At 61.8% G+C, this 26,554-nt stretch carries 20 protein-coding genes; 8 read left to right on the top strand and 12 right to left on the bottom strand.

Features of this window, described 5'->3' with window-relative positions:
• The first annotated feature begins 257 nt into the window (after positions 1 to 257).
• The gene (locus tag HF027_RS01835; protein ID WP_168012344.1) at positions 258 to 2,015 is read left to right on the top strand and encodes a diguanylate cyclase; all 1,758 of its coding nucleotides are present in this window, start codon (positions 258 to 260) and stop codon (positions 2,013 to 2,015) included.
• Positions 2,016 to 2,176: 161 nt separating this feature from the next.
• On the opposite strand, the gene HF027_RS01830 is transcribed toward HF027_RS01835, so the two are convergent.
• A complete protein-coding gene (locus HF027_RS01830) occupies positions 2,177 to 3,193 on the bottom strand; it encodes a TauD/TfdA dioxygenase family protein (RefSeq protein WP_245184426.1) in 1,017 nt (338 codons plus the stop codon).
• A 264-nt stretch (positions 3,194 to 3,457) separates the two neighbouring features.
• A complete protein-coding gene (locus tag HF027_RS01825) occupies positions 3,458 to 4,453 on the bottom strand; it encodes an ion transporter (protein WP_168012341.1) in 996 nt (331 codons plus the stop codon).
• Between the two features lie 314 nt (positions 4,454 to 4,767).
• On the opposite strand from HF027_RS01825, the gene HF027_RS01820 reads away from it, so the two are divergent.
• From HF027_RS01820 to HF027_RS01810, 3 genes are all read left to right on the top strand, one after another.
• Positions 4,768 to 5,211, top strand: a complete 444-nt coding sequence (locus HF027_RS01820; protein ID WP_168012339.1) for a GNAT family N-acetyltransferase — start codon at positions 4,768 to 4,770, stop codon at positions 5,209 to 5,211.
• 286 nt (positions 5,212 to 5,497) lie between these two features.
• The gene (locus tag HF027_RS01815) at positions 5,498 to 5,770 is read left to right on the top strand and encodes a DUF427 domain-containing protein (protein WP_280730165.1); all 273 of its coding nucleotides are present in this window, start codon (positions 5,498 to 5,500) and stop codon (positions 5,768 to 5,770) included.
• A gap of 247 nt (positions 5,771 to 6,017) precedes the next feature.
• Positions 6,018 to 6,509 carry a hypothetical protein gene (locus tag HF027_RS01810; RefSeq protein WP_168012337.1) on the top strand — a complete coding sequence of 164 codons (492 nt, stop codon included), beginning with the start codon at positions 6,018 to 6,020 and terminating at the stop codon, positions 6,507 to 6,509.
• Positions 6,510 to 6,685: 176 nt separating this feature from the next.
• Here the strand turns inward: HF027_RS01810 and HF027_RS01805 are convergent, their stop codons facing one another.
• From HF027_RS01805 to HF027_RS01780, 6 genes are all read right to left on the bottom strand, one after another.
• Positions 6,686 to 7,273 (bottom strand): primase 1D-like protein, encoded by a 588-nt coding sequence (locus HF027_RS01805; protein ID WP_168012335.1) that lies wholly within the window; start codon positions 7,271 to 7,273, stop codon positions 6,686 to 6,688.
• On the bottom strand, positions 7,270 to 8,775 hold the full coding sequence (gene dgt / locus HF027_RS01800) for a dGTPase (RefSeq protein ID WP_168012333.1): 1,506 nt from the start codon (positions 8,773 to 8,775) through the stop codon (positions 7,270 to 7,272). The genes HF027_RS01805 and dgt overlap by 4 nt, the downstream gene beginning before the upstream one ends.
• A 145-nt stretch (positions 8,776 to 8,920) precedes the next feature.
• Positions 8,921 to 11,155 (bottom strand): exodeoxyribonuclease V subunit alpha, encoded by a 2,235-nt coding sequence (gene recD / locus HF027_RS01795; protein WP_168012748.1) that lies wholly within the window; start codon positions 11,153 to 11,155, stop codon positions 8,921 to 8,923.
• A complete protein-coding gene (locus HF027_RS01790) occupies positions 11,155 to 15,291 on the bottom strand; it encodes a UvrD-helicase domain-containing protein (protein WP_168012331.1) in 4,137 nt (1,378 codons plus the stop codon). Before HF027_RS01790 ends, recD begins: the two co-directional genes overlap by 1 nt.
• Positions 15,288 to 18,938, bottom strand: a complete 3,651-nt coding sequence (gene recC / locus HF027_RS01785; RefSeq protein ID WP_168012329.1) for an exodeoxyribonuclease V subunit gamma — start codon at positions 18,936 to 18,938, stop codon at positions 15,288 to 15,290. Before recC ends, HF027_RS01790 begins: the two co-directional genes overlap by 4 nt.
• A 66-nt stretch (positions 18,939 to 19,004) precedes the next feature.
• Positions 19,005 to 19,508: an HPP family protein gene (locus HF027_RS01780; RefSeq protein ID WP_168012327.1), complete on the bottom strand. Its 504-nt coding sequence runs from the start codon at positions 19,506 to 19,508 to the stop codon at positions 19,005 to 19,007.
• 90 nt (positions 19,509 to 19,598) lie between these two features.
• Between HF027_RS01780 and HF027_RS01775 the strand changes: the two genes are divergently transcribed.
• Genes HF027_RS01775 through HF027_RS01765 form a run of 3 tightly spaced genes read left to right on the top strand, consistent with a single transcriptional unit; the run spans position 19,599 to position 21,084 of the window.
• A complete protein-coding gene (locus HF027_RS01775) occupies positions 19,599 to 20,189 on the top strand; it encodes a TetR/AcrR family transcriptional regulator (protein ID WP_168012325.1) in 591 nt (196 codons plus the stop codon).
• A gap of 41 nt (positions 20,190 to 20,230) precedes the next feature.
• Positions 20,231 to 20,560 carry a hypothetical protein gene (locus HF027_RS01770; protein ID WP_168012323.1) on the top strand — a complete coding sequence of 110 codons (330 nt, stop codon included), beginning with the start codon at positions 20,231 to 20,233 and terminating at the stop codon, positions 20,558 to 20,560.
• Between the two features lie 23 nt (positions 20,561 to 20,583).
• Positions 20,584 to 21,084: a metallophosphoesterase family protein gene (locus HF027_RS01765; protein WP_168012321.1), complete on the top strand. Its 501-nt coding sequence runs from the start codon at positions 20,584 to 20,586 to the stop codon at positions 21,082 to 21,084.
• Positions 21,085 to 21,226: 142 nt separating this feature from the next.
• On the opposite strand, the gene HF027_RS01760 is transcribed toward HF027_RS01765, so the two are convergent.
• A complete protein-coding gene (locus HF027_RS01760; protein ID WP_245184423.1) occupies positions 21,227 to 21,817 on the bottom strand; it encodes a methylated-DNA--[protein]-cysteine S-methyltransferase in 591 nt (196 codons plus the stop codon).
• Positions 21,818 to 22,181: 364 nt separating this feature from the next.
• Here HF027_RS01760 and HF027_RS01755 point away from each other — a divergent pair, with 364 nt between their 5' ends.
• Complete coding sequence (locus HF027_RS01755; RefSeq protein ID WP_168012319.1) at positions 22,182 to 23,660, top strand: protein adenylyltransferase SelO; 1,479 nt, start codon at positions 22,182 to 22,184, stop codon at positions 23,658 to 23,660.
• A gap of 255 nt (positions 23,661 to 23,915) precedes the next feature.
• On the opposite strand, the gene HF027_RS01750 is transcribed toward HF027_RS01755, so the two are convergent.
• The 3 genes from HF027_RS01750 to HF027_RS01740 all read right to left on the bottom strand — a co-directional run bounded on the left by HF027_RS01750 (position 23,916) and on the right by HF027_RS01740 (position 26,531).
• Complete coding sequence (locus HF027_RS01750; protein WP_245184421.1) at positions 23,916 to 24,578, bottom strand: DUF1826 domain-containing protein; 663 nt, start codon at positions 24,576 to 24,578, stop codon at positions 23,916 to 23,918.
• 358 nt (positions 24,579 to 24,936) lie between these two features.
• Positions 24,937 to 25,764 carry a metal ABC transporter permease gene (locus HF027_RS01745; protein ID WP_168012317.1) on the bottom strand — a complete coding sequence of 276 codons (828 nt, stop codon included), beginning with the start codon at positions 25,762 to 25,764 and terminating at the stop codon, positions 24,937 to 24,939.
• A complete protein-coding gene (locus tag HF027_RS01740) occupies positions 25,764 to 26,531 on the bottom strand; it encodes a metal ABC transporter ATP-binding protein (RefSeq protein ID WP_168012316.1) in 768 nt (255 codons plus the stop codon). Before HF027_RS01740 ends, HF027_RS01745 begins: the two co-directional genes overlap by 1 nt.
• Positions 26,532 to 26,554 lie beyond the last annotated feature (23 nt).

The raw sequence follows: 26,554 nt of genomic DNA, 5'->3' as shown, positions 1-26,554 counted from the left end.
TTGCCCTCAGAGATAACTACCTACATTCAGAGATAACTACCTACATTCGTCAGTCTTAAAAGCATGAATAAGCCACCCAAAGCAGGCTTATACCAATGCTTGAACACATTTGGCTCGACTACAATGATGGCGAAAATGCACGGAAGCATTGAATTCGCCAGCTTGGCACCTTTTTATCAGGTTGAGCTCATTGAGGGTTTGGCTTTTGCCGTCACACCCTCCTGAATACAGGCTCGTAAAAGGCACAAGAGAAAGCAATGACTTCCGCCATATACGATGATGGATTGCTGAAAGCGACGCTAGACGCCGTGCGCGAAGCGATTCTGATCACCGATAATCAGCTTGATCGTCCCGGGCCCACCATCGTCTACGCGAACCCTGCCTTTTGCGAGATGACAGGCTATAGCGCGGATGAAGTGGTAGGAAAGACGCCTCGGCTGCTTCAGGGCCCGGAAACCGATGTCGAGCTGATGCAGACCCTGAGACAGCAGTTGCTGGCGGGGGAGGTGTTCTCTGGTGAAACGGTGAACTATCGCAAGGATGGCAGTCCGTTTCGTATGGAATGGACGGTTCGCCCCTTTCCTGCTGGAGACCGGCCGCGCTATTTCATCGCCAGCCAGCGTGATGTTTCTGCCATGCGCAATCTGGAGCATCAGCGCCAGCAGCTGCAAACCCTTTCTGACATCCAGAGGCTCGTGAGTACCGCCGGGCTAGACTTGCAGACCATTCGCGATCAGGTGGTCGAGAAGGCACGGGCGGTGACCGGCGCCGATGGCGCTGCGATAGAAGAAGCCGAGCAAAGCGACATGGTCTACACCTCCGTCAGCGGCCGGGGTGTGGAGACAATAGGGATGCGGCTGCCCATCGCCAGCAGTCTTTCAGGTACCTGTTATCTCAAGCGCGAGTCGATCCACTGTCGCGATAGCCACGAAGATGCGCGGGTGGCTCGGGCTGCCGCCGACCGGGTCGGCTTCCGTTCTGGCCTGCTGGTGCCGCTGACCCATCAGGGACTCTGCTTTGGCGTGCTCAAGGTCTACTCCGCACGCCCTCACGCCTTTACCGACAGTGATCTGCAACTGCTTAATATGGCGAGCCATGTGCTCGCGTCTTCGCTTGCCGATGCCCAACTCTACATGGGGGAGCGAGAGCGACGAAACCAGCTGGTGGATGCGTTGCCGATTCTGATCGCGTTCATTGATTCGCAGCTGCACTACCGCGAGATCAACGCCGCCTACACTCGCTGGTATCACCGCGTGGCCGAACAGATTGTGGGCAAGCCGGTAGCAGAGTTGATGGGCGAAGAAGTGTTTGAACAAACCCGGCCCTATATGCAGTCGGCGCTGGCAGGCGAACGCGTCGCCTTCGAGCAGTTGCTGCCTAATCCCGATGGCACTATCACGCCGGTAGAAGTTGACTTCACCCCTGAATACAACGCCCAGGGTAGTGTTCAGGGCTTTTACTCGCTAATGCGTGATATAAGCGATCAAAAGCGGGCCGAACTGGACTACTTGACCCAGGCACTCAATCGTCAGGGCTTCGAAGACCGGCTGAAAATGACTTGCGCGACCGCTCGCCGCTATCACCGACCGCTGGCACTGATCTATCTAGACCTGGATCACTTCAAGCCCATTAACGATACCCATGGCCACGCGGTAGGCGACGACGTGCTGCGCGGCGTCGCGAAGACCCTTTTCGATCAGGTCCGCAAGAGTGACATAGTCAGCCGCTGGGGCGGCGAGGAATTTGCGATTCTGGCGCCGGAAACCTCACTTGAAAAGGCCTTGAACCTCGCAGAGCGTCTGCGCCAAGCGTTGGGTAACCAGCATTTCGAGACGGTCGGTCACATAACGGCAAGCTTTGGCGTGGCGAAGTTCGATTATGAAGAGACGGAGAGAGACTTTGTCCGCCGGGGAGACAAAGCGCTTTACGAGGCCAAGCTTGCCGGGCGAAACCGCGTCAAGCAGGCCAGTCAACGAGACGAGGCATCCTTAATAGACGCCACGAGCACCATCTAGAATGGCGGGCTTCAGATAGATGAAGTGCCCGCCATGACCTTGTTCCAGGTATTCATGCCGGTTTCAGGCATGACCTCTTTCAGGCATGACCTGTTCCAGAAATAGCCTGTCTCAGAAATAGCCTAACGCGGTTTTCTCACAGGTTTGCCATTCGTTCGCTATCAGTTCTGCATGGGAATGCCATCTTCCCACCTGAAGCCGATACCGCCGCCTTTCCAGACACCTTCGCCAAATGGGCTTGCCTGATCAATATTCAGGTGCGCCGGCAAATCAAAGCCAGGAGCAAGCGCTTGAACGCCGCGAACGGTACTGCGATGCATGATCCGCAACCCTTGTTCATCGGCGGGCAAGTGGGCGCCAGGGGCGGCGCGATGCGCGACCGCCAGATTGTCGATAAAGACGCAGTCGTTTTCCTGATACTCGAATTCGATGGCGTAGCCATTTTCCAAACCGGCATTGAGTATGTCGTTGTACTCATGGCAAAGCTGCGTCATTTCCTCGGCATTCAACAGCCGAAAGCCATCCTGATTGGGTAGCTTCTCAATGACAGCGCCCGTCATGCCCAGGTGCAGCCAAATGCACTTTTTCTGTGAGATCGGGTGCTCATGCACCACCGGATGCAGGACGCCTGACGCGGAATTGACCGAGGAAAGACGACCCCAGAATGCTTTACGATCTTCCGGCAGCGCATCATAAGCGGCACCCTGATGGGCGAAATAGGTGCCGCCGCCTTTCTCCGCCGGGCGAATGATGTGGTAACCCGAGTGCGAAAAGGTATCCGGGATAAAGCTGCCATCATTGTGCCATTGCGGGCCCACGCCGGGGATGCCGTGGCGGGGATCGTTCGACAGGCGGAAGATATGCTGATTGCCCTTGGGTGTGGCCGGGTGTACGCCGTGGGTGCTGTGCAATTCCTTGCCGCCCCACCAGCAGCTGGCGCGCAGAAAATCCTCAGCCTCCAATGGCATTTCGTTCTTGAACACCAGGAAGCCGCGGTTGGCCATTTCATGCTCAAGTGCCTCGACAACGTCTGCTGGCGGTGTGTCTCGCGAGGACAAGTCGATGCCCCTCACTTCGGCACCTATCGGGTCAAGCGGCGTGATCGTGCCGCCAAACCTTTCAATCGTGGCAACGCGTTCTGGATCGAGGGGCAAGATAGTCGATGGGCTAGTCGTCACGGCTAACCTCCTGTCGATTATTCCCATGCAAGAAGGATGAGTGCGTGGCGATAGCGGCCTGGTGAAAAGGGCGCCAACGGCAGGCCACGCTCATCCCAGCACGGAATGAATGTGCCCCTCAGTCTGGCAGAGACTGCATAGTGCTCCAAACGTCAGCGGGTCGCCGACCGGCTCCTGGTCGGCTTCTGACCGGTTCTTAACCAAGGGCCAACAGCGCCTGCGCGGCCTCATGGCCAGCGCCCAAGGGTAGTCGACGTTGGCTGCTCAATCGTACTTGTGCTGCCAGCCCTTGACCGCGATCTGCTCCTTGAGCAGCTCCAGCATGTCGATCAGCACCTGCTCGGTGATCTGCTCGGTTTTGGGATCGGTGCGTAGCCAGGCATCGAAGCCGCTATCGGCCAGGTGCTCCACCAGAGCGGAGAACTCCGCCGACTTCAGCCCCGTCAGCGCTTCATCGACCAGGTGGCAGGCGAGGTCAGAGAGCGAGCCCTCGAGCCCCCGGGCCAGCTGGCCGCCCAGCGGCAGGCGCCCCAACCGTTGAAGCTCCGGGCTCTCCGAGAGGGTACGGCCGACCAGCCCGCGCACGTAGCGCAGCGTGTCGTCGCGGTTGTGGGTATAGGCGTCACCCGCCATGGTCTCCAGCCGCTGGCTGATTTCGCGAACCAGCGCCTGCTTGCGGGGCTGTATCACCCGTTCCATCAACGAGCTGGAAAGCTTATCGCTATCGCGCAGCTCGCCCTGCACGTTGTCGAGCATGCGGATGGCGATGCGGTCGGTGAGCTCCTCCATGAGGATGTCGTAGTACTTGGCGAACACGGCATAGAGACGCCAGCGGCGCACATCAATAAGGCCCATCCGCTGCAGCCGGTGCAAAAGCGAGATGACGCGCAGGATACGCAGCAACCTAAAGCCGCCCAGCGGAATACAGCCCAGCACGTCGTACCAGTGCACGAACGGGTAGAAGAACCAGCGGTGGTAGTGCCGCTCGGCGATGGCCACCGTCCAGCCCAGCAGCACATCGAACAGAAAGACAGCCACGAACGCCAGGTCGATGGCTATGAAGTTGGCATGGATGTGCTGGTCGTAAGCGCCGTAAAGACCAGGCGCCACCGCCTCGAAGGCCGCGTTCAGCGGTGGCAGCAGGAAGAGGCTATCGAACAGCAGCAGGGCCAGGTTGGCGACTACCAGCATGATGATGAGCAGATCCCACGCTATGTGGAACCGCTCCAGGGTGGGCGAGGTCGTGCGGGTGGCAGGCATGGTGCCTCCTTGAACGCGATGCCGAGGATTCGTTCTCCATCCTATAGCCTCCGCCTGCCGTCGACACCCTGAGCGTGCTCCTCGACGCCGGAACGAAGAGGCACCCAAAAAGGCGGTGTCTGTGATTACCAGAGTATATCGACTCGACGGAGTGGTGCCGCCGCGAAGTCGGTGAAGGCCCTCACTTTGGCGTCAGCGCCGAGCGGATCGGCTTCGAGACCTTCGACAAGCGCCTTCATCATTTGACACCAGCAGGCGGCATGGCGACTTTTATGGGCGCGGTAGCGGTACATGACGCAAGAAGAGTGTGTTTGATGAACGTCGAGAGCGTAGGGAAACCAGACTATCGTGAGCTGCTGGATGTCTGGGAGGCATCGGTCAGGGCAACCCATGATTTCTTGCGCGAACAGGACCTCCTGGAGCTGAAGCCGCTTATTTACGAGCAGTACTTCGGCGCGGTCGATTTAACTTGCGTAAAAAACGGGAACGGTGAAATTCTGGGCTTCTGTGGCGTGCACGACGGCAATATCGAGATGCTGTTCATAGCACCGCAGGCGCGCGGGGAGGGCATCGGCTCCTTGCTGCTGGATGACGCGGTAACGGCTCAAGGCGCCACCAAGGTAGACGTGAACGAACAGAACCCACAGGCGCTGGGCTTTTACCAGCACAAGGGGTTTGCCGTCAGGGATCGCTCACCGCTCGACGGCCTGGATAAACCCTACCCATTGCTGCATATGGAACTCGTGGATACGCCGTGACGCATCGCGTCAGCGGCGCCGCTCCGCTGCTCCTTACTCATCCTGATAGTTTCCCTCAGCCCAATATCGCCACCCTCATGGTGGGCAAGTGGCGTTAGTGCCACGTATCTGATGCCTCGTTGATGTTGCGCGGACTAGTTTCATGATACTGACGTTGATCAAAAGCCTAAGTGAAATTGTCGCCAAACGGTGACATTCTGATTCCCTCGTTCTAGGCTGATGGATCAGCCGATACGCAAGGGAATGCCATGGCCGATCAAACCGCTTTAATCCGCATTCCCGGCCGGTGCGGCCCCTTGCTGGCGACTCCTTAGTTGCTGATTTCCGTAACGGCATTGAAATGCGCGAGCGCGGTTATCCCAGTCGTCACTACATCCCAAAAAAGGATGTGGATATGTCGAAGCTCTCGGTTTCCACTACCGTCAGCCACTACCCTTTTAAGGGCGATATCATCTATTACTCGCCGTCCGATATTGCTGATGTGGCCTGGAGCTATGAATTGCTGCTCGATGATATGCAAGCGATCGATACGGATAAAGCAACAGAGCAAGTGGAGTGAAACGCGAGTAGTGGATAGCCTTGCTGAGCGATGGAGTGCTGGGCGGTAAGCATAGTCCGTATTTGTATTGGCCTGAGCGAACCGTCGCGTTTAAGCCAATAAGTATTAATGAGTATTTTATGATGGGCTAGGCAATTGGTTTGAAGATTTGGGAGTGTTCCCGGTTTTTTCTATTTTCGGGTTAGTCTCACGCTTTCCTCCAATTGGCCGAAAATTCGGTCGTTAAAAAATTTCAGGAGTTGGTGTTTTGGATGAGGAAAAATACCGCCGCTTTGGTGTGCGCTTCAAAGTTTTTAGTCTGGCAGCCATTTTGATTTCAGCTTGTTTTGCGTGGTACCAGTATCATGGAATTCAAGAGCGAGATTCTAAAAGAGCTTTCTATGATAAGCAAATCGAAACGGTGGTAGAAGTGTTTGATGTGCTTCAAGAGATTGATGCTGCCGACTCAGAGGGCGAAAGAGAAATTGCTGTTGAAAAATTTTGGATGCTCTACCATGGTCGTGGCAGAAATTTCTTTGACTCAGAGATGTTCGATGCACTATCGGTCCCCGCTGAATATGTGAAATTCTGTATCATGGTTATGGGAGAGTCAGACTGGATTAATTGTGAAAACTACTCTGCAAGCATGAGCGCTGCGGGCTTTGCTCGTACAGCGAGGCAACAGCTGGCTGTGGGGTGGGAGTTCGATTTCGAAGATATTGGAAATGTGGATCCTTGGATGCCGCCAGATGATGAGTAGTTTGAAAAGTCGCAGTTTTCTTGACGAAACAATCCACGTGATCGCCGACATGCTGAGGAATATAAAATCAAGCGATCTGCGAACACATAAATGAGGTTGAGTGGGATTATGGAATTGATGAAAGTTTGAAAAGCTTAGGGAGGCCGTGTGCAACCCTAAGCTTGACCTTTAACTCGTTATTCAATAATCATTTTTGCTTCAGCTGGTTCTTGAAGGTATTGTTTTGTTTTTTTTGTCCATCTAAGTGCTGAGTATCCAGCTATCAGACGATGCCCGACCCAGCGAAGATCTACAGTTGGAGGAAGACCGGGTTTGTTTGTGAGAAGAAGCTTTCCCATTAGAGAAATCCACTCTTTATGATCAATTAGGAAGCTGCCATAACCATGGTAAGATCTTCCACTTTTATACCATGCTATACTTTTGTACAATTCTTCTCCTATATATGGTTGCAGTTTTTTAAGTTGCACGGAAGATCCTGTTGACATGTCTATCATGGGGATATGTTTATATTCACCATTTTCCAGTTTAATCTTTGAGTGGAAGGCAAGCTCCATATCTAAAGGTGTCTCGGATATTATTTTCTCGATTTTTTCTTCAGTGAGAAAATCTTCCTTTGATATTGTCAGAACTTTCCTGCCGTCGGTGATTGACTGTGGAATGTAGTGGTAATAACTTAGATAAAGCTCTAAGATGTTTTCCGCTGATTCCTCAACTGTTTTTTTTGCATGCCAGTAAGGGTGGTTTGAGTTTATGGGCTTTGTCAAAGTCTCATCCCCGACAAGGTCTGATATGTTTCTGTTGAAAAATTGTCAGTCATTCCTGATATAAAGTCCGTTACCAAATGAGCGCGAAGATTCCATTCTTTGAATTTAAATTCATCGTCTTTCTGGTCAAGCTTTGACCTATCTTCTTTGTAGGTTCTTATGTAGTTCTTTGGGAAAAGTGATAATAGTTTCTTCTCTATTATTATGGGGTTGTTATTCCCATCTTTGTTTTTTGAGTAATCTAGGGCGCAGTAGAAGCGGTTGTAGTCGCAGTCCAGCAGGCAGCGAAAGTGATCCATTAACCCATAGATTGCTGTATATCCGGCAAGCTCAATTTTCTGTACAGACTCATGGCAGTAAACGTTAGAGCGGCAGAAGTACTTTAGTGCTTCTAGGACCTTTCCTGAAGGTGAGTCGCTGGGGATAAGAGATGGAAAACTCCCCTTGATTACTTTGTCATGATTCTCCATGTATTGATTTGCACTATATGTAGCTAACACCCTGTTAAGACTTGTTCTGAAGTCAATGTAAGTGAATTCAGTTTTATCTTCTCTACAACCACGAATTGCATTTTGGAAGATCTCGTGAATCTTGTTTTCTGTTTGTTCTTCTTTGATATGTCCTTCTTGGGCGAGGCGTTCTTTCCAATCGAGATATATTTTTTCCAGGGAAGGTTTTTTCTCGACTAATCCTTTTTCTATTGAGTCTTCAAGATCACTGATGCAATAAGCAATGTCATCAGCTGCTTCCATTATATATGCAAGTGGGAATCTCTGCGGCTTTTCGAATTCGAAATCTTCCCAAATAGATTTAACTAAATCTTCCTCTGTTGAGAAATAGCCACCTTTTTTTGTGAAAGGAGAATCAATGTCCTCAGGTTTTTGTGTGCAGCACCTTACATACTTTATGTATGAAGCTAGTGTGGTCTTTGTTAAGTTTAGGCCGAATTCATCTGAATTTCTTTGAAGTTTTGATGCGACGCGCAAACCTTGGGGGTTTCCATCAAATTGCAAAAAATCGGATGTCGCTTTTATAATTCGTGGGTCTTTTTTTCCCAATCCGCTATTGTGATCCCTGTTGCTACAGGATTTGATTAGGGAATCAGCTCCGTTTTTCCTAAACCACTCCGAAATGGCAGATTCTCCAAAGTGACCAAAAGGCGGATTTCCAATATCATGCATCAAACAAGCTGTTTCTATGAATGTTACAAATGCACTGCTTTGATCTGCAGTTATTATTTTATTTTCTCTAAGACTTTCGGAAACCTGGTCAGCAATATATCGGCCCATTTGCGATACTTCGAATGAGTGTGTGAGCCTGCTTCTGACAGCTGCATTTGGCTCCATTGAAAATACTTGAGCTTTTTGTTGAAGTCTTCTAAATGCAGGGCAGAAAAGGAGTCTTCCCCTGTCGCTTTCAGCTTCTATGTCAAGACTCCTATTGTCTACCCTTGAGTTCCTGAATCTTTCTGAAGAAAGTATTTTTGAGTAGGTTGTTTGCATTTTAGTTTCCTGTTTAATGCTTGAGGTTTATGTGCTTATGTTGTTTTGTTAGTGCTTGCTTTAGGGACGCATATTACAAAATAAGTTTTTATTGATAAACAGCTATTTTTTACGATGAACTGGTGTGAGGGTTTGGATTTTGGTCCTATTGCTCCATCCCACTCACCCGCATCACTCGCCGCTGCGCCGCGTCCATCAGTTGGCCGCGGCCGGTTTCTACCAGCGTCAGCCAGTGGCGGGCGCGGGTGATGCCGGTGTAAACCAGCTCCCGGGTGAGGATGGGGTTCGGCGCGTCGGGCAGCACCAGGGCGGCGTGGGTGAACTCCGAGCCCTGTGATTTGTGCACCGTCATCGCGAACACCGTCTCCACCGCTTGCAGGCGGCTGGGCAGCACCCACTTGATGCGGTCGGTGCCGTCGCCGGCGGGGAATGCCACCCGCAGCAGGCGGCGGTCGTTGCCGGCCACAGAGCCCGGGCGCGGCATATCCAGGGTGATGCCGATATCGCCGTTCATCAGCCCCAGGCCGTAGTCGTTTTTCGTCACGAGCACCGGGCGGCCGGGGTACCAGCGCTGGCGGCCGTCCTGGCTGTCGATCAACTTCTCTCTTTCCAGCGCCTGGCGTACCCGCTCGTTAAGGCCTTCCACGCCCCAGGGGCCTCGGCGCAGTGCGCAAAGCAGTTGGAAGTCGCCGTGGGCTGCCAGCACGGCGCGGGCCCAGTCATCAAACTGTTCCTGTTCCGCATCGTCGGTCGGTCGGCGCCCGGCCATCACGCTGAGAAAGTGGCGATAGCCCACCGGCGGCGGCAGAGTTTCGTCGCCGCTTAGTCGGCCCTGGCCGGCATGGGGAAAACGCTCGGGGCAGCCGGTCACCGCTAGGCGGGCCAGGCCGCGCTCGTCGTCGCTGGGTAGCTTTAGGTGCGATAGATCGTCGAAACCGTGGTTGAGGGCATCACCGATAGCGCGGCGCTTGGCGGTGGGCTCGGCTTCCAGGTTGATCGCCGCGGCCAGTTGGCCGATGCCGCTGTCGGCGGTGAAGCGGTGGCTGACGCGCAGCATAGCGATGGCCTGATCCAGCGGCTGGCCGTCGGCGTCCAAGGTATCGCTTGGCAGCGGTTGGCCGGTGGCCTTGGCCAGCCACTCGGCGGTGGCCGGGGTGTAGTGGCCGCCCTCGGCCCGGGCGCACAGGTCACCCAGCACGGAGCCGGCCTCCACCGAGGCGAGCTGATCCTTATCGCCCAGCAGCACCAGCCGCGCCCGCGGCGGCAGCGCCTCGAGCATCGCGGCCATCATGCCCACGTCCACCATCGAGGCCTCGTCCACCACCAGCACGTCCAGCGGCAGCGGGTTGTGGCGGTCGTGGCGGAAGCGGCGGGTGTCGGGGCGCGAGCCGAGCAGCCGGTGCAGGGTGGAAACCTCCTTGGGAATTACCTCGCGCAGCCGCTCGGGGTCGTCGGCCAAGCCGTTGAGGTCGAGCCTGGCTACCTGGCCGGCGATGGATTCGTTGAGCCGGGCGGCGGCCTTGCCGGTGGGTGCGGCCAGGCGAATACGCAGGGCCTGTTCTCCTCCACTCTCGCCTTCCCCCTGGCCTTCACCGAGCGCCATTGCCTGGAGCAGGGCAAGCAGGCGCACCACGGTGGTGGTCTTGCCGGTGCCGGGGCCGCCGGTGATGACCGCGAAGCGCGAGCGGCCGGCCAGGGCGCAGGCCGCCTTCTGCCAATCGAGGGGCGCGGGCTGTGTCGGCTCGGGAAACAGCGCGTCGAGAATCGGGCGCAGCCGGGCCGCGTCCGGGGCGTCGTCGCTATCCGTTTCACCGAGCCTTGCGACGATCCGGCTGTGAATATCCTGCTCGTGCTGCCAGTAGCGGCGCAGGTAGAGACGTGGGCGTGCTTTGGTGCCGGCGAGCACCAGCGGGGTGCTGCCGGGGCCTTCGGCCACTAGCTCGGGCTGAGAAAGCGCCGCGCGCCAGGCGTCGAGATCTAGCGTAGCCATTACCCGGCTGGGCAGCGGCGGTGGGTCTTCCAGGCTGTCGCCCTCCGGCGGCAGCGAGAGCGCCAGGTCCGGAGTGGCCAGCGTTTGCGCCAGGTCGAGACACACATGGCCGCGGCCGAGCTGATGGCTGGCCAGTGCCGCCGCCAACAGCAGCAGAGGTGAGGCCTCACTTACTCCGCTTTCCTTATCCTTCCCGCTTTCACGGCTCGCCTCGCGATGCAGGAAGGCGGCGAAGGCGCGGTCCAGCGAGCGCAGCCAGCCGCGCTCCACCCAGCGGTCGAGCAGGGCGAACAGCACCGCGTGATCGGCTAGCGCGTTTTCGGGCGCTCGAATCAGCGCGGTCTCCGGGGCATCGGTATTGACCGGGGAGGTGTTGGAAGATGTCGGCATCATGCGGCGGCCTCCTCGGCACTGAATAGGGCATCGAGCGCGAGGATCAGCTCGCTTGGCGGGCGTTCGGCATGCACGCCACGGGAGGGCGCGCGGGTGCCGCGCAGGAAGACGTAAAGCGCTCCGCCCAGGTGGCGTTCGATATCGTAGTCCGGCAGCCGGGCCTTGAGTAGCCGGTGCAGGGCCAGCAGGTAGAGGCAGTACTGCACGTCGTAGCGCTTCTCGAGCACGGCATCGGCCATCGCCGCCTCGGTGTAGGCGGCGTCGTCCGCGCCCAGGTGGTTGGACTTCCAGTCGAGCACGTAGAAGCGCCCTTCGTGTTCCACCACCAGGTCGATAAAGCCCTTGAGCATGCCGTTCAGCGTATCTGGCTCCAGTGCCGGCCGTGGGCGCCCTCCGAGTGTGTGAGCGCTTACGAGGGCGTCCAGCTTGCGCGTATTCACCTTGTGGGCGGCGAACCAGAATTCCAGCTCGACGCGGTAGTCGGTGGCGCTGTTCAGAGCATCCAGGCGCAGCGGTGCGGTCGCTTCATCGCCCGAATCCGGCACTGGCAGCGGGGTGGTCAAGAGCTCCGGCAGCCACTGCTCGAGGGCGGCGATCTGGCCTTCCCAGCCGCGACGGTTGGCGCGCCGGGCCAGGGTGTCGGCGCGCAGCTCGGCATCCTCGGCGACCTTGGCGAAGCCTTCCTCGCCAGCCCATTCCAGCAGGCCGTGCAGGAAGGTGCCCGCCGAGGGCCCGCGGGGGAAGCGGTGAAGCGAGCCCTCGCTTACCGTGGCGGCGTTGGCATCGAAGGGCTCGTGGATCACCTCCATGGCCGTGGCCTCATCGGCGGTGGTGGGCTCGGGCGATGGCTCGGCCTCGTCGCTGGCTTCTGCGTTGTCCTCATCCGGGGTGGCGCCGGTACGCAGCGCCGAGTAGCTGGCGATCCACCAGTGTTCGCGGATCGCCCGGGTGGGCACGCGGGCCTCACCCAGCGGCGTTTCGTCGCTGGCGAGCTCCACCGGCATGGCATCGGCCTTGGGGGCATCCTGCACCGTGACTTTTTGGGCGCCATCGCCAGGGTTCTCGTCGGCCAGCGCTTCTAGCGCCGGGCGCAGGTTATCCGGCGAGAGCGCCTCGCCGCCGGCAATCAGATGGCCGACGGCGCTGCGTTCCATGGCTTCCAGCGGTGCCAGACCGAGCCAGGTGGCGTGGCGGGCGCGGGTCAGGGCGACGTAGAGCTTGCGCAGATCCTCGCCCAGGCGCTCATGGTCGGCGCGGGCGAGGATGGCCTCGTCGGCGGAGAGCGTCAGGCGCAGGTGACCGTCATCGTCGTGCCAACGCAGCGGCAGGTCGCCGGCCTTTACTGGGCGGAAGGCGGCGATAAAGGGCAGGAATACCAGCGGATACTCCAGGCCCTTGGACTTGTGGATGGTCACCACCTGCACCAGGTCGGCGTCGCTCTCCAGGCGCAGGCGGTGGGTGTCGGACTGCGCCTGCGGATGAGCGCGAGACTCGGCCAAGAAGCGCAGCAGGGCGTGCTCGCCGTCGATCTCGGTGCTGGCCTCCTGGAGTAATTCGCCGAGGTGCAGCAGGTCAGTGAGCCGTCGTTCACCCTCGGGCACTGCCAGTAGCCGGCCGGGAACGGCGAAGTCCGCCAGCAGCCGGTGCAGCATGGGCAGCACGCCTCGGCGCTGCCACTGGCGGTGGTAGTCGCGGAACTGCATCACCCGCGACTCCCAGGCCAGCTCGTCCTGCTGCGGGCCGCCGTTCAGGGCATCGAGTTCGGAAAGCGACAGCCCGAGGCTGGGTGTGGCCAGTGCGGCGCGCAGGCTGCGCTCGTCGTCCGGTGCGGCACAGGCGGCCAGCCACACCTCCAGTTCGGCGGCGGCCTCGGTCTCGAACACGCCTTCCTTGTCGGAGAGGTAGACGCTGCGGATGCCCCGGGCCAGCAGGGCGGCCCGGATGGCGCGGGCCTCGCCGGCATTGTTGACCAGCACGGCCAGGTCCGACGGCGCCAGCGGCTTAAGCGCTCCGTCTTGCTGGGTATTCGTCTGGATAAAGCCCGTCTGGCCGGCCTGGCCCTCGCGCAGGAGGCTGGCCATCTCGGTGGCGCAGCGCCCGGCCAGCTCGTGGAGATAGGCTGATTTTGACAGGGCGTCTTCAGCGTCCAGGTGCCAGAGCGTCAGCGCGGGTTGGGGCGCGCCGAGGCGAACTAGGGCATCCTTGCGACCGTTCGCGTCCACTGGTGCAAAAGGCACCGGATTGTCATCGCCGCGGCGGAAGAGGAAGGCGCCGGCTTCGCTCTGTTCGGCGTGTTCGAACACCCGGTTGACCGCCTCGACCATTGGCGTGGCGGAGCGGAAGTTGGTGCCGAGGGTGACGTGGCGGCCGGCGGTGTCACGCCTAGCTTGAAGGTAGGTGTGAATATCGGCGCCGCGGAAGGCGTAGATCGCCTGCTTGGGGTCGCCGATCAACAGCACCGCGCTTTTTTCAGCGCCCGCAGCCGCGCTCTCTTCAGCGCCCGAAGCCGCACTCTTTTCAGCGCCCGTAGCCGCGCTCTCTTCAGCGCCCGTAGCCGCGCTCTCTTCAGCGCCCGAAGCCGCGCTGCCACTCTTTTCACTGTCATCAGCGGCGCCGCGATTCTCGGCTAGCCGGTAGACGCGATCGAACAGCCGGTACTGCACCGGGTCGGTGTCCTGGAACTCGTCGACCAGCGCCACCGGGAACTGCTCGCGGATGCGCGCGGCAAGGGTCTTGCCGGCCTCGCCCGCGAAGGCGGCGTCTAGCCGGTGCAGCAGGTCGTCGGGGCCGAGCTCGGCGCGGCGGCGCTGCACGGTCTCGCGTCGCGCGGCCATCCAGTGCACGGCGTGGGCAAGCAGGTCAGCGAAGGGGTCGGGGAGTGATTCCAGTTGAGTGGGCAGTGCTGCGAAGGCCTCAAAAGCAGGGTGGGCTGGTGGGGCCCCCTTCCATATCTCTTCGATGCCTTCTGGTGTCAGCCGGTGCCAGACGGCTGCTTTTCTGTCGAGGTCCGGCCAGATAAGGTCGCTGGTAGCCCACTCAAGGATCTTCTGAAGCCAATTGCTGCGATGGTCCTTACGCATTCGGTTGCCGGCAAAGGCCTTTGTCTTTTGGCCTTCGTCGAAAAGCTGGGCAAGCTCCTGGACCCAGTCGATCCACGGCGCCTTGAGCTCGGCCAGCGCCGCGGCGCGCTGCTCACGGTAGTTGGCCAGCGCCTCGAAGGGCGGCGGTGCAGGGGGCAGGGCGGCGGCGTGGGTGCGCAGCCGGCCGGCGGTGTCGTTGAGGGTGTCCGGCGTGGTCCAGTAGCGGGCGATGATCTGCAGCGCCTCGGGGTCGAGGTCGTAATAGAAGCTGCGCCAGTAGTCCCGGGCGATCTCCAGGTCCATCTCCGACTGGTCCAGCGACATCTCCAGGGCGAACAGGCTGCCGCTGTCGAAGGCGTGCTCGCGCAGCATGCGGTGGCACCAGGCGTGGATGGTGGAGACCGCGGCTTCGTCCATCCACTCGGCGGCCAGTCGCAGCCGGCGGGCGCAGGTCGGCCAGCTCTCGCGGGGGTAGCTGTCGCGCAGGGTGAGTAGCGGGTCACTGCTCGGCTTCTCAGCGCCCGACGGAACGCCGTCCGACACTTCGTCTTCGGACGCTGAGTTATCCACAGCCGGTTCGTCGAAGAGGTCGCCTGTCAGTCCTTCGTTCGACGAAGCTGATTCGCCGGCAGACCAGCGCGGAGGCGCTGTAAACCCGTCCCTGGGCGCTACCGGTGCCATCCCTGGCATCGGACCTCCGTCATGGTCTGCCTTCGGCGCTTCGTCTTCTGGGTTGGCCGCTTGTTGAAACGCTTCGGCGGCCTCCACCAGCCGGGCGCGGATGCGGTCGCGCAGCTCCTGGGTGGCGGCGTTGGTGAAGGTGACCACCAGGATCTCCGGTGGCGTCAGCGGCCGGGGAAAGCTGGCCGCGTCGTCTTCATGTTCTTCGTTTGAGCCCCGGGGCCCAAGCACCAGGCGCAGGTAGAGCAGGGCGATGGTAAAGGTCTTGCCGGTGCCGGCGCTGGCCTCGATCAGCCGGCTGCCGGTCAGCGGCAGGGCAACCGGGTCGAGGCGTGGCGTCTCGGCGACTTTCGTGTCTTCCGTCATCGTCATGCCTTGCCTCCCTGGCCCTTGCTGTCGTTCTTTGCGTTCTTTTTATCGCCGCCGCCCTTGGCCTTCACGGCATCGTGTAGCGGGGCGTAGAGCGCATTCGTCAGCTCGGTGAAGTGCCGCCCGGCGGCCTGATGGCGCACGAGACTTTCGAGGTCGCGCCACTGGCGGGCTAGATACGGATCGCGGTCGCGCTCACCGGGCGTGTAGTCGTTGCCCTCGAATACCTGAACGGCCGCCTTCCAGGCCTTGAGGTCGGCTTCTTCTGCCTTCTCTTCATCACCGAAGACGCGGGCCAGGGCATTCTCGTCGCCGCCCTTCTCGTGCCAGGCGAAGGCGGTGTCGCGGGCCAGCGGCAGCGGTGTGGTCATGCCGGCGCGCCATGCGCAGGCGATGGCCTCCAGATGCTTGCGGGCGGTGCTGGCGTCCAGCGGCGCCAGAGTGCCGCCGCCGGCGCGGGAGAGCAGCACCGTGGTCATGGGGCCGAGGGCGAGCTGGCCGGCCAGGTGCGCGACCCAGGGGGCGAGCCAGTGCTTCCAGTTGTATTTGCCCTTGTTGATCAGGCTGCTGGTCATCAGCACCAGCCGGCAGCGTTCGCCGTCGTCGTTCTCGCGCAGGCCGTCCAGCCAGTCCTCAATGTGCAGGGGGCCGGTATCGGTGGCAAGCTCCAACGACACTGCCGCCGGCGTCTCCCAGGCGTGGGGCCAGGCTTCGAGTTGGTCGGCGTAGTCGCCAAGCACCTTGTCCAGCGGCTCGACGAGTTGCTCGCGCATCAGCTCGGCGAAACCGCCCATGGCCAGGCGGCCCTCGCGCTCCAGGCGCTCCAGGGTGTCGTGGATGGCGGGCGTTGGCGGCTCGGCTGCGTCCACGGCGCGGCGCCCGGACTCGATCAGCGCCTGCTGGAGCTGCCAGTGGTCCAGACCGTCCAGGGCGAAGGGCTCGTGGTCGGGGCTTTCCAGCGCCTCGCGCTCGAGGTAGACGCCGAGCCGGGTGGTGAAGAAGGCCTTGACTGGGTCCTTGAGAAAGCCACTGAGACGCGCCAGTGGCAGTGCTGTGTCGATCTCCATCGGCGGCAGCTCGCCGTCCACCGCCGTGTCCGATGCAGGCTGGCCGGTGTGGATTGCCCGCCATTCATGGGCATAGGTGTACAGGCCTCGCTCCCCCGAGAAATAGTGGCGACTAAACGGCTGTAGTGGATGCTCGGTGGTCAGGGCCTCGACCAGCGCCTGGCCGGCATCGTCTCCGTGTTCATGGTTTGGCTCTTCGCTACGGGTCAGCTTCCAACCGGCGGCGAGGTGGTCGCGCAGCTGGCCGAGCAGCACCGAGGGCGGGCGTGGCTCGTTGTCGTGGATGCTGCGGCCGACCCAACTGATCATCAGGCTGTCGCGGGCCGAGAGCAGCGCCTCGAGGAACAGGTAGCGGTCGTCCTCGCGGCGCGAGCGGTCGCCGGGGCGGTAGTCGCTGCCCATCAGGTCGATGTCCAGCGGGCGCTGCACTCGCGGGTACTCGCCGTCGTTCATGCCCAGCAGGCAGACGTGGCGGAACGGGATGGCCCGCATCGGCATCAGGGTGGCGACGTTCACCGCGCCGGCCAGGAAGCGCTGGGAGAGGTTGGCTTCGTCGAGCTGCCCAAGCCAGTGTTCGCGCACCACCGAGAGCGGCAGTGCCTCGGTGAGGCCGGCATCCTCGGTGGTTTCCTGCCAGTCTTCCAGCAGTTCGCCCAGGCGGTTGAGGGTGGCGAGGTCGGCCTCGTCCTCGGCGGTGAAGCAATCGCTCAGCAGATCGCGCAGGCGGCGGCACCAGGTGGTCACGTCGGCGGGCTCGCTGAGCGCGCGCCACTGGGTCTCGAGGGTGTCGAGCAGGTCCATCAGCGGGCCGGCAAGCGCGGCTTCCAGGCCGCCGATGTCACCAAACGGCTCGATATCGTGCCAGGGGCCGTCTGATGTGTCGCCGACGGCATAACCCAATAGCAGCCGGCGCAGGCCAAAGGCCCAGGTGTTGGCGGTGAGCCCACCGGGGAGGTCGAGCCGGGCGCGCTGCTCGGCGTCGAGCCCCCAGCGGATGCCGGCGCCCTCGATCCAGCGGCGCAGCACCGGCAGGTCGTCGGCGGTCAGTCCGAAGCGCCCGCGCAGGGCGGGGACTTCCAGCAGGTCGAGCAGGTCGCTGACCGTGAGCCGCGATTCCGGCAGGTGCAGCAGCGCCTCCAGCGCCACCAGCAGCGGCTGGCGGTGGCGGCTGGTCTGGTCGGAGAGCGTGAAGGGGATGTGGCGCGGGTCGTCCTGGGGCAGCCGGCCGAATACCGCCTGCACGGCGGCGGCGTAAGTGTCGATGTCCGGCACCATCACCAGCACGTCTCGCGGGCGCAGCGTGGGGTCGGCGTCGAAGGCGGCCAGTAGCTGATCATGAAGGATCTCGACTTCGCGCAGGGCGCTGTGAGCGACGTGGAAGCGCAGGCTGCGATCCTGGACCGGGTTCACCGCTGGCCAGGTGTCGCGGGTCTCCTGGGGCGGGCGAAGCTCGAGGATGTCATCCTGCAGTTGCTGCAGCAGCCCCGGGGCTTCGCCTTCGGCGGGCGAGTCGAACAGGTCGATGCGTAGCGACTCGGCATCGAACAGCGCCCGGTAGGCGTCCTGGTCGTCGAATTCGTCGAGCAGGCGAAGATAGTCGCGGCCCTGCTTGCCCCAGGCGGCCAGCAGCGGCTGGGCGTGCAGGTGCAGCTGGGTGTCATCGAGTTCGAGCGGCATCCCGGGGCGATGGCGCTGGCGCCGACGGGCGGCCCGCAACAGATCCTTGTGCTCGATGATATCTGCCCAGTAGTGGCGGCAGGGGTTGTGCACGCAGAGCAGCACCTGGGTGACCTTCGACACCGCGGCCAGTGCCTCCAGCGTCTGGCGGGGCAGTGAGGAAATGCCGAATACCACTACCCGGCGCGGCAAGCCAGCTGGTCGCGTCTCTTTGTTCAGGGCGTCGGGCGTCAGTTCGCGGCAGGCTTCGAGGAAGCGGGTATGCACCCAGGCACGGCTGGTGGTGAGTCCACCTTCTCCGATGTCGTCGCGCAGCCGCCGCCATAGCGCCGGCTGCCAGCACTGGTCCTCGGCCAGCGGCCTGGCCTGGCCGCTGGCATCGATCAGCTCGTCGCGGCCCTCGGCCCAGGCGGCAAGCCAGTCAGCACGGTAGACCTGGTACTGGTCGAACAGGTCGGCCAGGCGCTCGGCGAGCTGGTGGCGCTTGCGCAGGTCATCGTCGTCGGCCAGGAAGCGGGCGAGGGGGGCGAAGGTCTCGTCGTCCGTAAGCTCTGGGAGCAGGCGCATCAGCCGCCAGATAAGGCGCGGCTTATCCAGGGGCGAGGCCGGCGGCACGGCCTCGTTTCCCAGCACTGCACGATAGGCTTGCCACAGATAGCGCGCCGGCAGGGTGACGTCCATCGCCGCGGCGATGCCGGCGCCGGCGGGCGGATCGGCGGCCAGCGCCAGTTTCAGCCACTGGCTGATGCCGTTGCTCTGCACCAGAATCACTTCGTCTTCCAGCGGCCCCAGTGGATGGGTCCGCAGCCATTCCACTGCCAGGTCGCGTAGCGTTTCCAGGCGATTGCCGTGGATCACCATGAAGCCGGGGCTAAGCTCGGTTCCCTGGGAGAGACGGAGGGGCATGGCGATTCCTTCGCGACGATGAGACGAGGGTCAATGGTGCCGCAAATCGTCGGGGGTATGAAGGCGTTACAGCCAGTACGTTGGCCAGCGGCGCTCGCTACCCAGGTTGTTGATCAACAGCGCTACTAGCACCAGGCTCACCGAGCCCGCCAGCACCGGCATCAACAGGAAGTCGTAGCCCACCGCGCCGGACATCATCACCACCAGCGGATTGGCGCCCGCTGGCGGATGCACCACGCGCAGCGCCTGCATCAGGGCGATGGCGAGCCCAACGCCGACCGCCATGGCCAGGATGCCGGTACCCATCAACTGCATGACCACCAGCCCAACCAATGCGGCGACAAAGTGGCCGCCTATCACGTTGCGTGGCTGGGCTAGTGGTACGTTTGGGGCGGCGAACAGCAGCACGCAGGTGGCGCCGAAGGGCGCCATCAGCAGCGGTACCTCGGTGATTCGGGTCAGCCAAGCAACAAAACCGATGCCGCTGATGCCACCGATCAGGCCGGTGAAGATTTGCAGGTTGTCGGGGCGTGCCGGCAGGGTGCCGCCGCCTTTGATCTTGTGGAGCATGGATCGTCTCGCTTATGTGTACAGACAGGTCTGTACAGTATTATTATGTAGGCATTGAGGCAAGCCATCTGATCAAGAGGAGGTATGGCCATGGCCAAGCGCGACGACATCCTGGCGACGGCGACACGGCTGTTCAGCGAGTACGGTTATCACGCCGTCGGCGTTGACCGGATACGCGACGAGGCGGGTGTCTCGAAAATGACGCTCTATCACTACTTCCCAGGCAAGGAGGCGCTGGTGGAGGCGGTGCTGGCAGAGCGCCATGAGCGCTTTATGGCCTCTCTGAAGGCGGCCGTGAGTGCAGGGCCGACGTATAAAGCGCGCCTACGCGCGGTCTTCGATTGGCATGCCAGCTGGTTCGCCTCTGAGCACTTCCATGGCTGCATGTTCATCAAGGCGACCGAGGAGTATGCCCGCGAGCCCGAGGCACTGCTGACGCTGTCGCGGTGCCACAAGTCTGAAGTGGCAGCGCTGGTTAAGGGGATTATCGACGAGAGCGATGCCGATGCCGTACCAGGGCTGGCGCACCTCGTGCAGGTGACGCTGGATGGCATGATCGTCAACGCCTATCTGTTCGGGCCCGAGGCCGTGGACGATGCCTGGGCGGCTCTGGCGCCGCTGCTGGGGTTGGACGATCGGCCGCTGGAGCGTGAGGGTGAAGCAGGCTGGACGAAGCCCTGAGCGCGCATGGCATCGCTATCTCATCAACCGGGCGTCCCCTCATGAGCTCATCGACACCGCTGACCACGCCGGATGGCCGCTATATCGTGGTGCGCAGCCGCCTTTGGAGGTGCACGAACCCCGAGCTTCCCGAGGCGGAACGTCAGCACTGGGTGCAGCGCCTTATGCAAGCCCGGCGTGGGGTGGCCCAGGCGAAGCATTCGCAAGACCCGCAGGGCGAACGCGAGGCTCGCGATCAGATCGACGAGGCCAAGCGGGCATTGGGCGAACGCGGGCCGGTGTGGTGGCAAGACGGAGCGCCGGACTATACCCAGTACAAGGTGGAGAATACGCCCTACGCTGATTGGCACGCGGCGCTGACGCGCACTTGAAGAGGCTGTCGGGAAGCGGATGCATGAATAACGATCATGTTGATTTCGACGCCCCTATCGACGCTCCGGTCGGGGTGATCGCCGACACTCACGGCACGCTGCGCGACGAGGCACTGGCGATGCTCGAGGGCTGCGGGTTGATCCTGCATCTCGGCGACGTAGGCAGCCGCGACCGTGACGCAGAGATCCTCGCGCGGCTGGGCGAGCTGGCGCCAGTGCTCGCCGTGCGCGGCAACGTCGACACCGCAGACTGGGCCGAGCGGCTGCCCTGGCATCTTGATCTCACAATCAACGGCTGGCGTTTGCATTTGGTGCACGACATCGCTGATTTCGATGCCGAGGCGCCATGCGATGCCGTGCTCCACGGCCATTCCCACAAGGCGCGCAACGAGTGGCGCGACGGCCGGCTGCTGTTCAATCCCGGTGGCGCCGGTCGGCGCCGCTTCTCGCTGCCACTGACGCTTGGCAAGCTGTGGGCCGACGCCTCGGCCCTGCGCGGCGCCATCCTGCATTTGCCTGTATAGCCTTTATCTCGCGAGGCGATGCCTGACCTTCTCGTCGACAGGTGCCTATTGGGGCGGCAGTTGCGACAGCCTGAAGGCCGGAGCCGTAAATCTCTCACGGCATAAATCAGCTGCGGCTCATTTCATGTCGGTGGGTGGACCCTCACCCCAGGTCGAAGGGGATTTCGCCGGCCTCGTGGGCGAGCAGCCACTGCTTGCGACCGATGCCGCCGGCATAGCCGGTCAGGCGGCCGTCGCTGCCGATCACCCGGTGGCAGGGCACGACAATGGCCAGCGGGTTCTGGCCGTTGGCGCGGCCCACCGCGCGCTGGCCGCCACGGCGGTTGAGCTGTTCGGCGATTTCGGCATAGCAGCGGGTCTCGCCGAAGGGAATGGTGGCAAGCGCCTGCCAGACCCGTTGCTGGAAATCTGTTCCCTGGGGGGAAAGTGGTAGACTGAAGGTCTGACGCAGGCCGTCGAAGTATTCCTCTAGTTGGGCACGGGCTTGATCGGTCAAGGCGTTGGGGCGCGTCGGCTCGGTTGCCTCCTCCTTGGTGACGAAGACGATCTCGGTGAGGCCTTCGTTATTGGCGCGCAGCCGAATCAGGCCCAGGGCCTCGCTCTCCGGCGGGCGGTAGTAGTCGATAGCGACGGCGAGGTCGTCGGCGAGCGGGGCAGCGGATGAGTCGCCGTCCCGCTCGGCGGGATCATCATCGCGCCGATCGATGTGAGAGGCAGCGGGGGCAGAGGACATGGCGGTGGCTCCTGGAGCGGTTGTGCCGGCGCGGCGCTGAAGGGCGCAGCGATAGGCACAGGAAACAGCACTACCGAGACCATAGCGGAAAGTGACGCCTCTTGCCGGGGAGACCCCGACTTTCTTGCCCCTGACCCTTGCCGGTCGTATAACACACGGGACCACTTGGCGAGGTAGCCTCGCGGGCTTCCCCTGGTCGGCGGGCTGTAGTTCAGTCGCTGGCATTGGGCGAAGATGTCGAAGAGGGTGTGGTTTATTTGGTAAGCGCGCCGTGCTGGATTGATATTGAGACCTGACCGAAGGGAATCTTGGCCGCGCTGGCGTGTCCCTGTAGGGTAGGCGAGCCCGTTTTTGAGGAGGCGTCATGTTCCCGAGTTTTTCCCTTCGCTATGCGCACCTGCCGGCGCGCATGAGTGCTGAATGCGCCCCGACCCCGGTGACCAAACCGCAGTTGGTGGCCTTCAACCATACGCTCGCCGAGGAGCTCGGCTTCGATGCGTCTGCCTTCGACGCCGGGCAAGCCGCCGATGCGCTCTCAGGCAATGCGCCGCCTGAAGGTAGTGCACCGCTGGCGATGGCCTATGCCGGTCATCAGTTCGGTAATTTCGTGCCGCGGCTCGGCGATGGCCGGGCGCTGCTGCTGGGTGAGGTCGTTGACCGCGAGGGGCAGCTTCGTGAACTGCAGCTCAAGGGCGCCGGGCGCACGCCTTTCTCACGAGGCGGCGATGGTCGTGCCCCCTTGGGGCCCGTACTGCGCGAGTACCTGGTCAGCGAAGCCATGCATGCACTGGGTATTCCGACGACCCGCGCGCTGGCAGCGGTGACCACCGGTGAGCGCATCGTGCGAAGCCTCGCCGAGCCTGGCGCGGTGCTGACACGGGTGGCGTCAAGCCATCTTAGAGTGGGTACCTTCCAGTACTTCGCCGTGCGCCGCGACGTGGAGGCGATCCAGATCCTGGCCGACATGGCCATCGAGCGTCACTATCCGCACCTCGAGTCGCTCAGCAGTAGCGAGCGCTACCTTTCGCTACTCGAGGCCGTGATCGCCCGTCAGGCTGAGCTTGTAGCGCGCTGGATGGGGGTGGGCTTCATTCATGGGGTCATGAATACCGATAACACCGCGATCTCCGGCGAGACGCTGGACTATGGCCCCTGCGCCTTCATGGACACCTTCGACCCGGACACCGTGTTCAGCTCCATCGACCAGCGTGGCCGCTATGCCTTCTCCAACCAGCCGCATAGCGCCCAGTGGAACCTGGCACGTTTCGCCGAGACGCTTTTGTCGTTGCTCGACGACGATCGCGAACACGCCATCAAGTTGGCGACCGATGCCATCGAGACCTTCCCCGAGCATTTCGAGGCCAGCTTCGGCGCGGTCAAGCGCGCCAAGCTGGGCCTTCAGGGCGTCGAGGCCAACGACGAGCTTCTGGCTCAACAGTTGCTGGATGCCATGCAGGAAGGCCATGCCGATTACACCCTGACGTTCCGTCGCCTGGCGGATGTGCTCGAGAGCGGAGAAGGCGAGTCGCGCTTGATCGAGCTCTTCGATACCCCCGATGCCATCACCGCCTGGCTGGGGCATTGGCGCGAGCGTGTGGCCCGTGAGGATGCCGATACCGAGACCATTGTTGCGCGTCTGCGCGCCACCAATCCTGCGGTGATTCCCCGTAACCATCAGGTCGCGCATGCCTTGAAGGCGGCCGATGAGCAAAATGACTACGGTCCCTTCGAATCGCTGCTGGCGGCCGTGACGAGCCCCTTCGAAGACCCTGACGGTGAGGTCGACTATCGCCAGCCGCCGCAGTCCAATGAACAAGTGTTGCGTACCTTCTGCGGCACCTGAGGCAACCAGACTGAAAAGAGAGCTGAAAAGGGGCTGAAGAGGGGCTAAAAAGAGTACCTGCGCTACCGAAACGGCCGCCATGTGATGCATGGCGGCCGTTCTTTGTTGTGCCGGATAAGCAAGTTGTTGTGGATATAAAGGTGTGCCGGACGTCGCGGTGTGGCGTTTCGGGCTGGGAGACCCTGAGGGGCTCGCCACCCGCCAGGAGGCGTCCACATGGGCCTTGACGTTAATCCAGGGCGGCAGCCGCCATGATCAGGCGGGATCTATCGTCAGCAACAGTCGCTCATGGCTTGCCGGCAAGTCGGGGCTCCGGTGTACCAGGCCGTTTTCCTCGTTGCCGATCCACCCGCTGCCCTTGAGAAGCGCCAGGTCACCGGTCCCGAGCCGTCGAATGGCGGATGGGGCGGCGACGATCTCGGGTTTGTCCGGCCGCGGTGCCCCCAGACCCTGACGGTTCACGGCCCATTCGGGGAGCCATTCGCAACCGGGGCCATGATAGGTCGTGACCAGTCGCACCGGCAGATGGTCGCAGTGAAAGCGTGGACACATGGCGGATGCCAGGCGGCGCAGGCGCAGTCCCACGGCCTCGGTGTCGAACAGGCAGGCCATGGCCTCGGCCAGTGTCACGATATCCTCGATGAGGGCACCGCAGGCATCAGGGTCATGCAGTCGTTGCGCAAGCTCGTTGCGCAGGGCATCGCCAGGTGGACCCAGCCAGGAGAGGGAGAGCGCGCTGTTCGCCTGGAGCTGGGTGTTGACGCCGGCCTGCACCTCCTTGGGGAGCTGCCGGCGCAGGATGGCGATGCTGATGTCATCCTCGAAGATACGGGGCAGGATGCTGATATCCTCGCCCTCGGCATGGCGGGGTGTCACGGGGACGTCGGGTGAGTCACGGCGTTGTGTGGTCGTCATCATGACATGGCCTCCGAAGTTATGGGGTTTTATGTTATGTTATAACGTATCTTTTATTGTGTTTGAAGCAAAGCCCACTTCGTCCGACCGGGAGATACGTTGTCGCGCTCCCCATCACGCCTTCTCACACCGCTGGCTGATATTCTGTTGCTGAGTATCACGGCCCAAGGGCAAGACCTCAGTCCCCGTCAGCATGGCCATGGTGGTGCCCATGACGATGACCAAGACCGTGGCTTCGATGAGGCTTTAATCTTGGCCATTCGCAACAGATGCTGCGGAGGAGACCTTCCTGGTGACTCGGCACTGCCGCACGGTCATGCCTGCCGCTCGGGCAGGACCCACTGCTTCTACAACGACGTGTTCAAGGACGCACCTCAGCGGACGATGTGGCGCCTACTATCCGACGCTTGAACAGTCCGGCCAGGCTGGACAGGGCAAACAGGATGGCGGCCAGGCTGACGATGGTGGGCCCCGTGGGGGTATCGAGCCAGTAGGCGGCCTGCAGGCCACCGGTGGTTGAGCCGGCCCCGATCAAGGCGGTCAGCAGCGCCATGGCTTCCGGTGTGCGACAAAAGGGCCGCGCGGCAGCGGCAGGGATGATCAGTAGAGCGGTGATCAGCAGCGCCCCCACCACCTTCAGTGCCACGGCCACGACGATTGCCAGAGAAAGCGTCAGCACCCACTGCTCGCGTCTGGGGTCGATGCCGCTCGCCCGGGCGAGGTCGGCGTCCAGGGTGGCGGTGAGCAGTGCCGACCAGCGCCATCCTACCAGGCTTGTAACCAGCAGCGCGCCGGTCCCAATGAGTGCCAAGTCGTCCTTGCCCACGGCCAGGATGTCGCCGAACAGGTAGGCCGTCAGGTCGATGCGCACCCCGGATGAGAAGGATACCGCCACCAGGCCGAAGGCGAGCGCCGAGTGCGCCATGACCCCAAGCAGCGTGTCCATGGCATAGCCCCGGCCGCTGAGCAGTGAGACAAGCGTGGCCATCAGCAGTGACACCACCAGCACCCCGACGAAGAGGGAGGTTGAGAGCAGTAGCGACAGCGCCACGCCGAGGATGGCGGCATGGGCGGTGGCATCGCCGAAGTAAGCCATTCGCCGCCACACGACAAAGCAGCCCAGGGGGGCGGCGGCGAATGCTACGCCGAGCCCGGCCAGGGCGGCGCGAACCATGAAGTCATCGAACATCAGGGGCTGGCCTCCAGGTGGCGTGTGTCGACGGCCGGCGGTGCGGCCATGCCGGCAGGAGGGGCATGGCGGTCGTGGTCATGATGGTAGAGCGCCAGGGCATCATCGGTATCAGGGCCAAACAGCGCCTGATAGGCCGGCGAGCTGGCGACCCGCTCGGGCGTGCCCTGGCAGCAGATGTGGCGGTTCAGGCAGATCACGCGATCTGCGGCGCGCATTACCACATGCAGCTCGTGGCTAACCATCAGCACCGCACAGCCCAACTCGCGACGCACGCTTGCGATCTGGCGATAGAAGTCGGCCGTGCCGCGGTGGTCGAGGCCCTGAGTCGCCTCGTCGAGCAGCAGCAGGTCGGGCTTGTCCAGTAGCGCCCGGGCGAGCAGGACGCGCTGGAACTGGCCGCCCGAGAGGCCTGCTACCTGTTGCCGACCCAGTCCGGGAATGCCGGCCTGCTCAAGGGCCTGGCGTATCGCCGGTGATGGGTGGCGACGCGGCAGGTTCAGGAAACGGGTGACCGTCATCGGCAGGGTGGCATCGATAGCCAGCCGCTGGGGGACATAGCCGATGGTGAGGCTGGTCTGGCGCACGAGCCGGCCCCGTACCGGTCGTACGGCGCCGATGATGGTGCGCAGCAGGGTCGACTTGCCGGAGCCGTTGGGTCCGACCAGGGTGACGATCTCGCCGCGGTCGAGGTGCAGGTCGATGCCGTTGAGGACGGACCGTCCCCCGAGGGCGACGTGCAGGTCATCGATTGACAGCAGCGGCATGGTGGTTCTCCGGTGTGGGCTTG

This window comes from Halomonas salinarum (genome assembly GCF_012062845.1).
GTDB lineage: Bacteria > Pseudomonadota > Gammaproteobacteria > Pseudomonadales > Halomonadaceae > Onishia > Onishia salinarum.
This window is presented reverse-complemented; position numbering and strand designations above follow the sequence as displayed.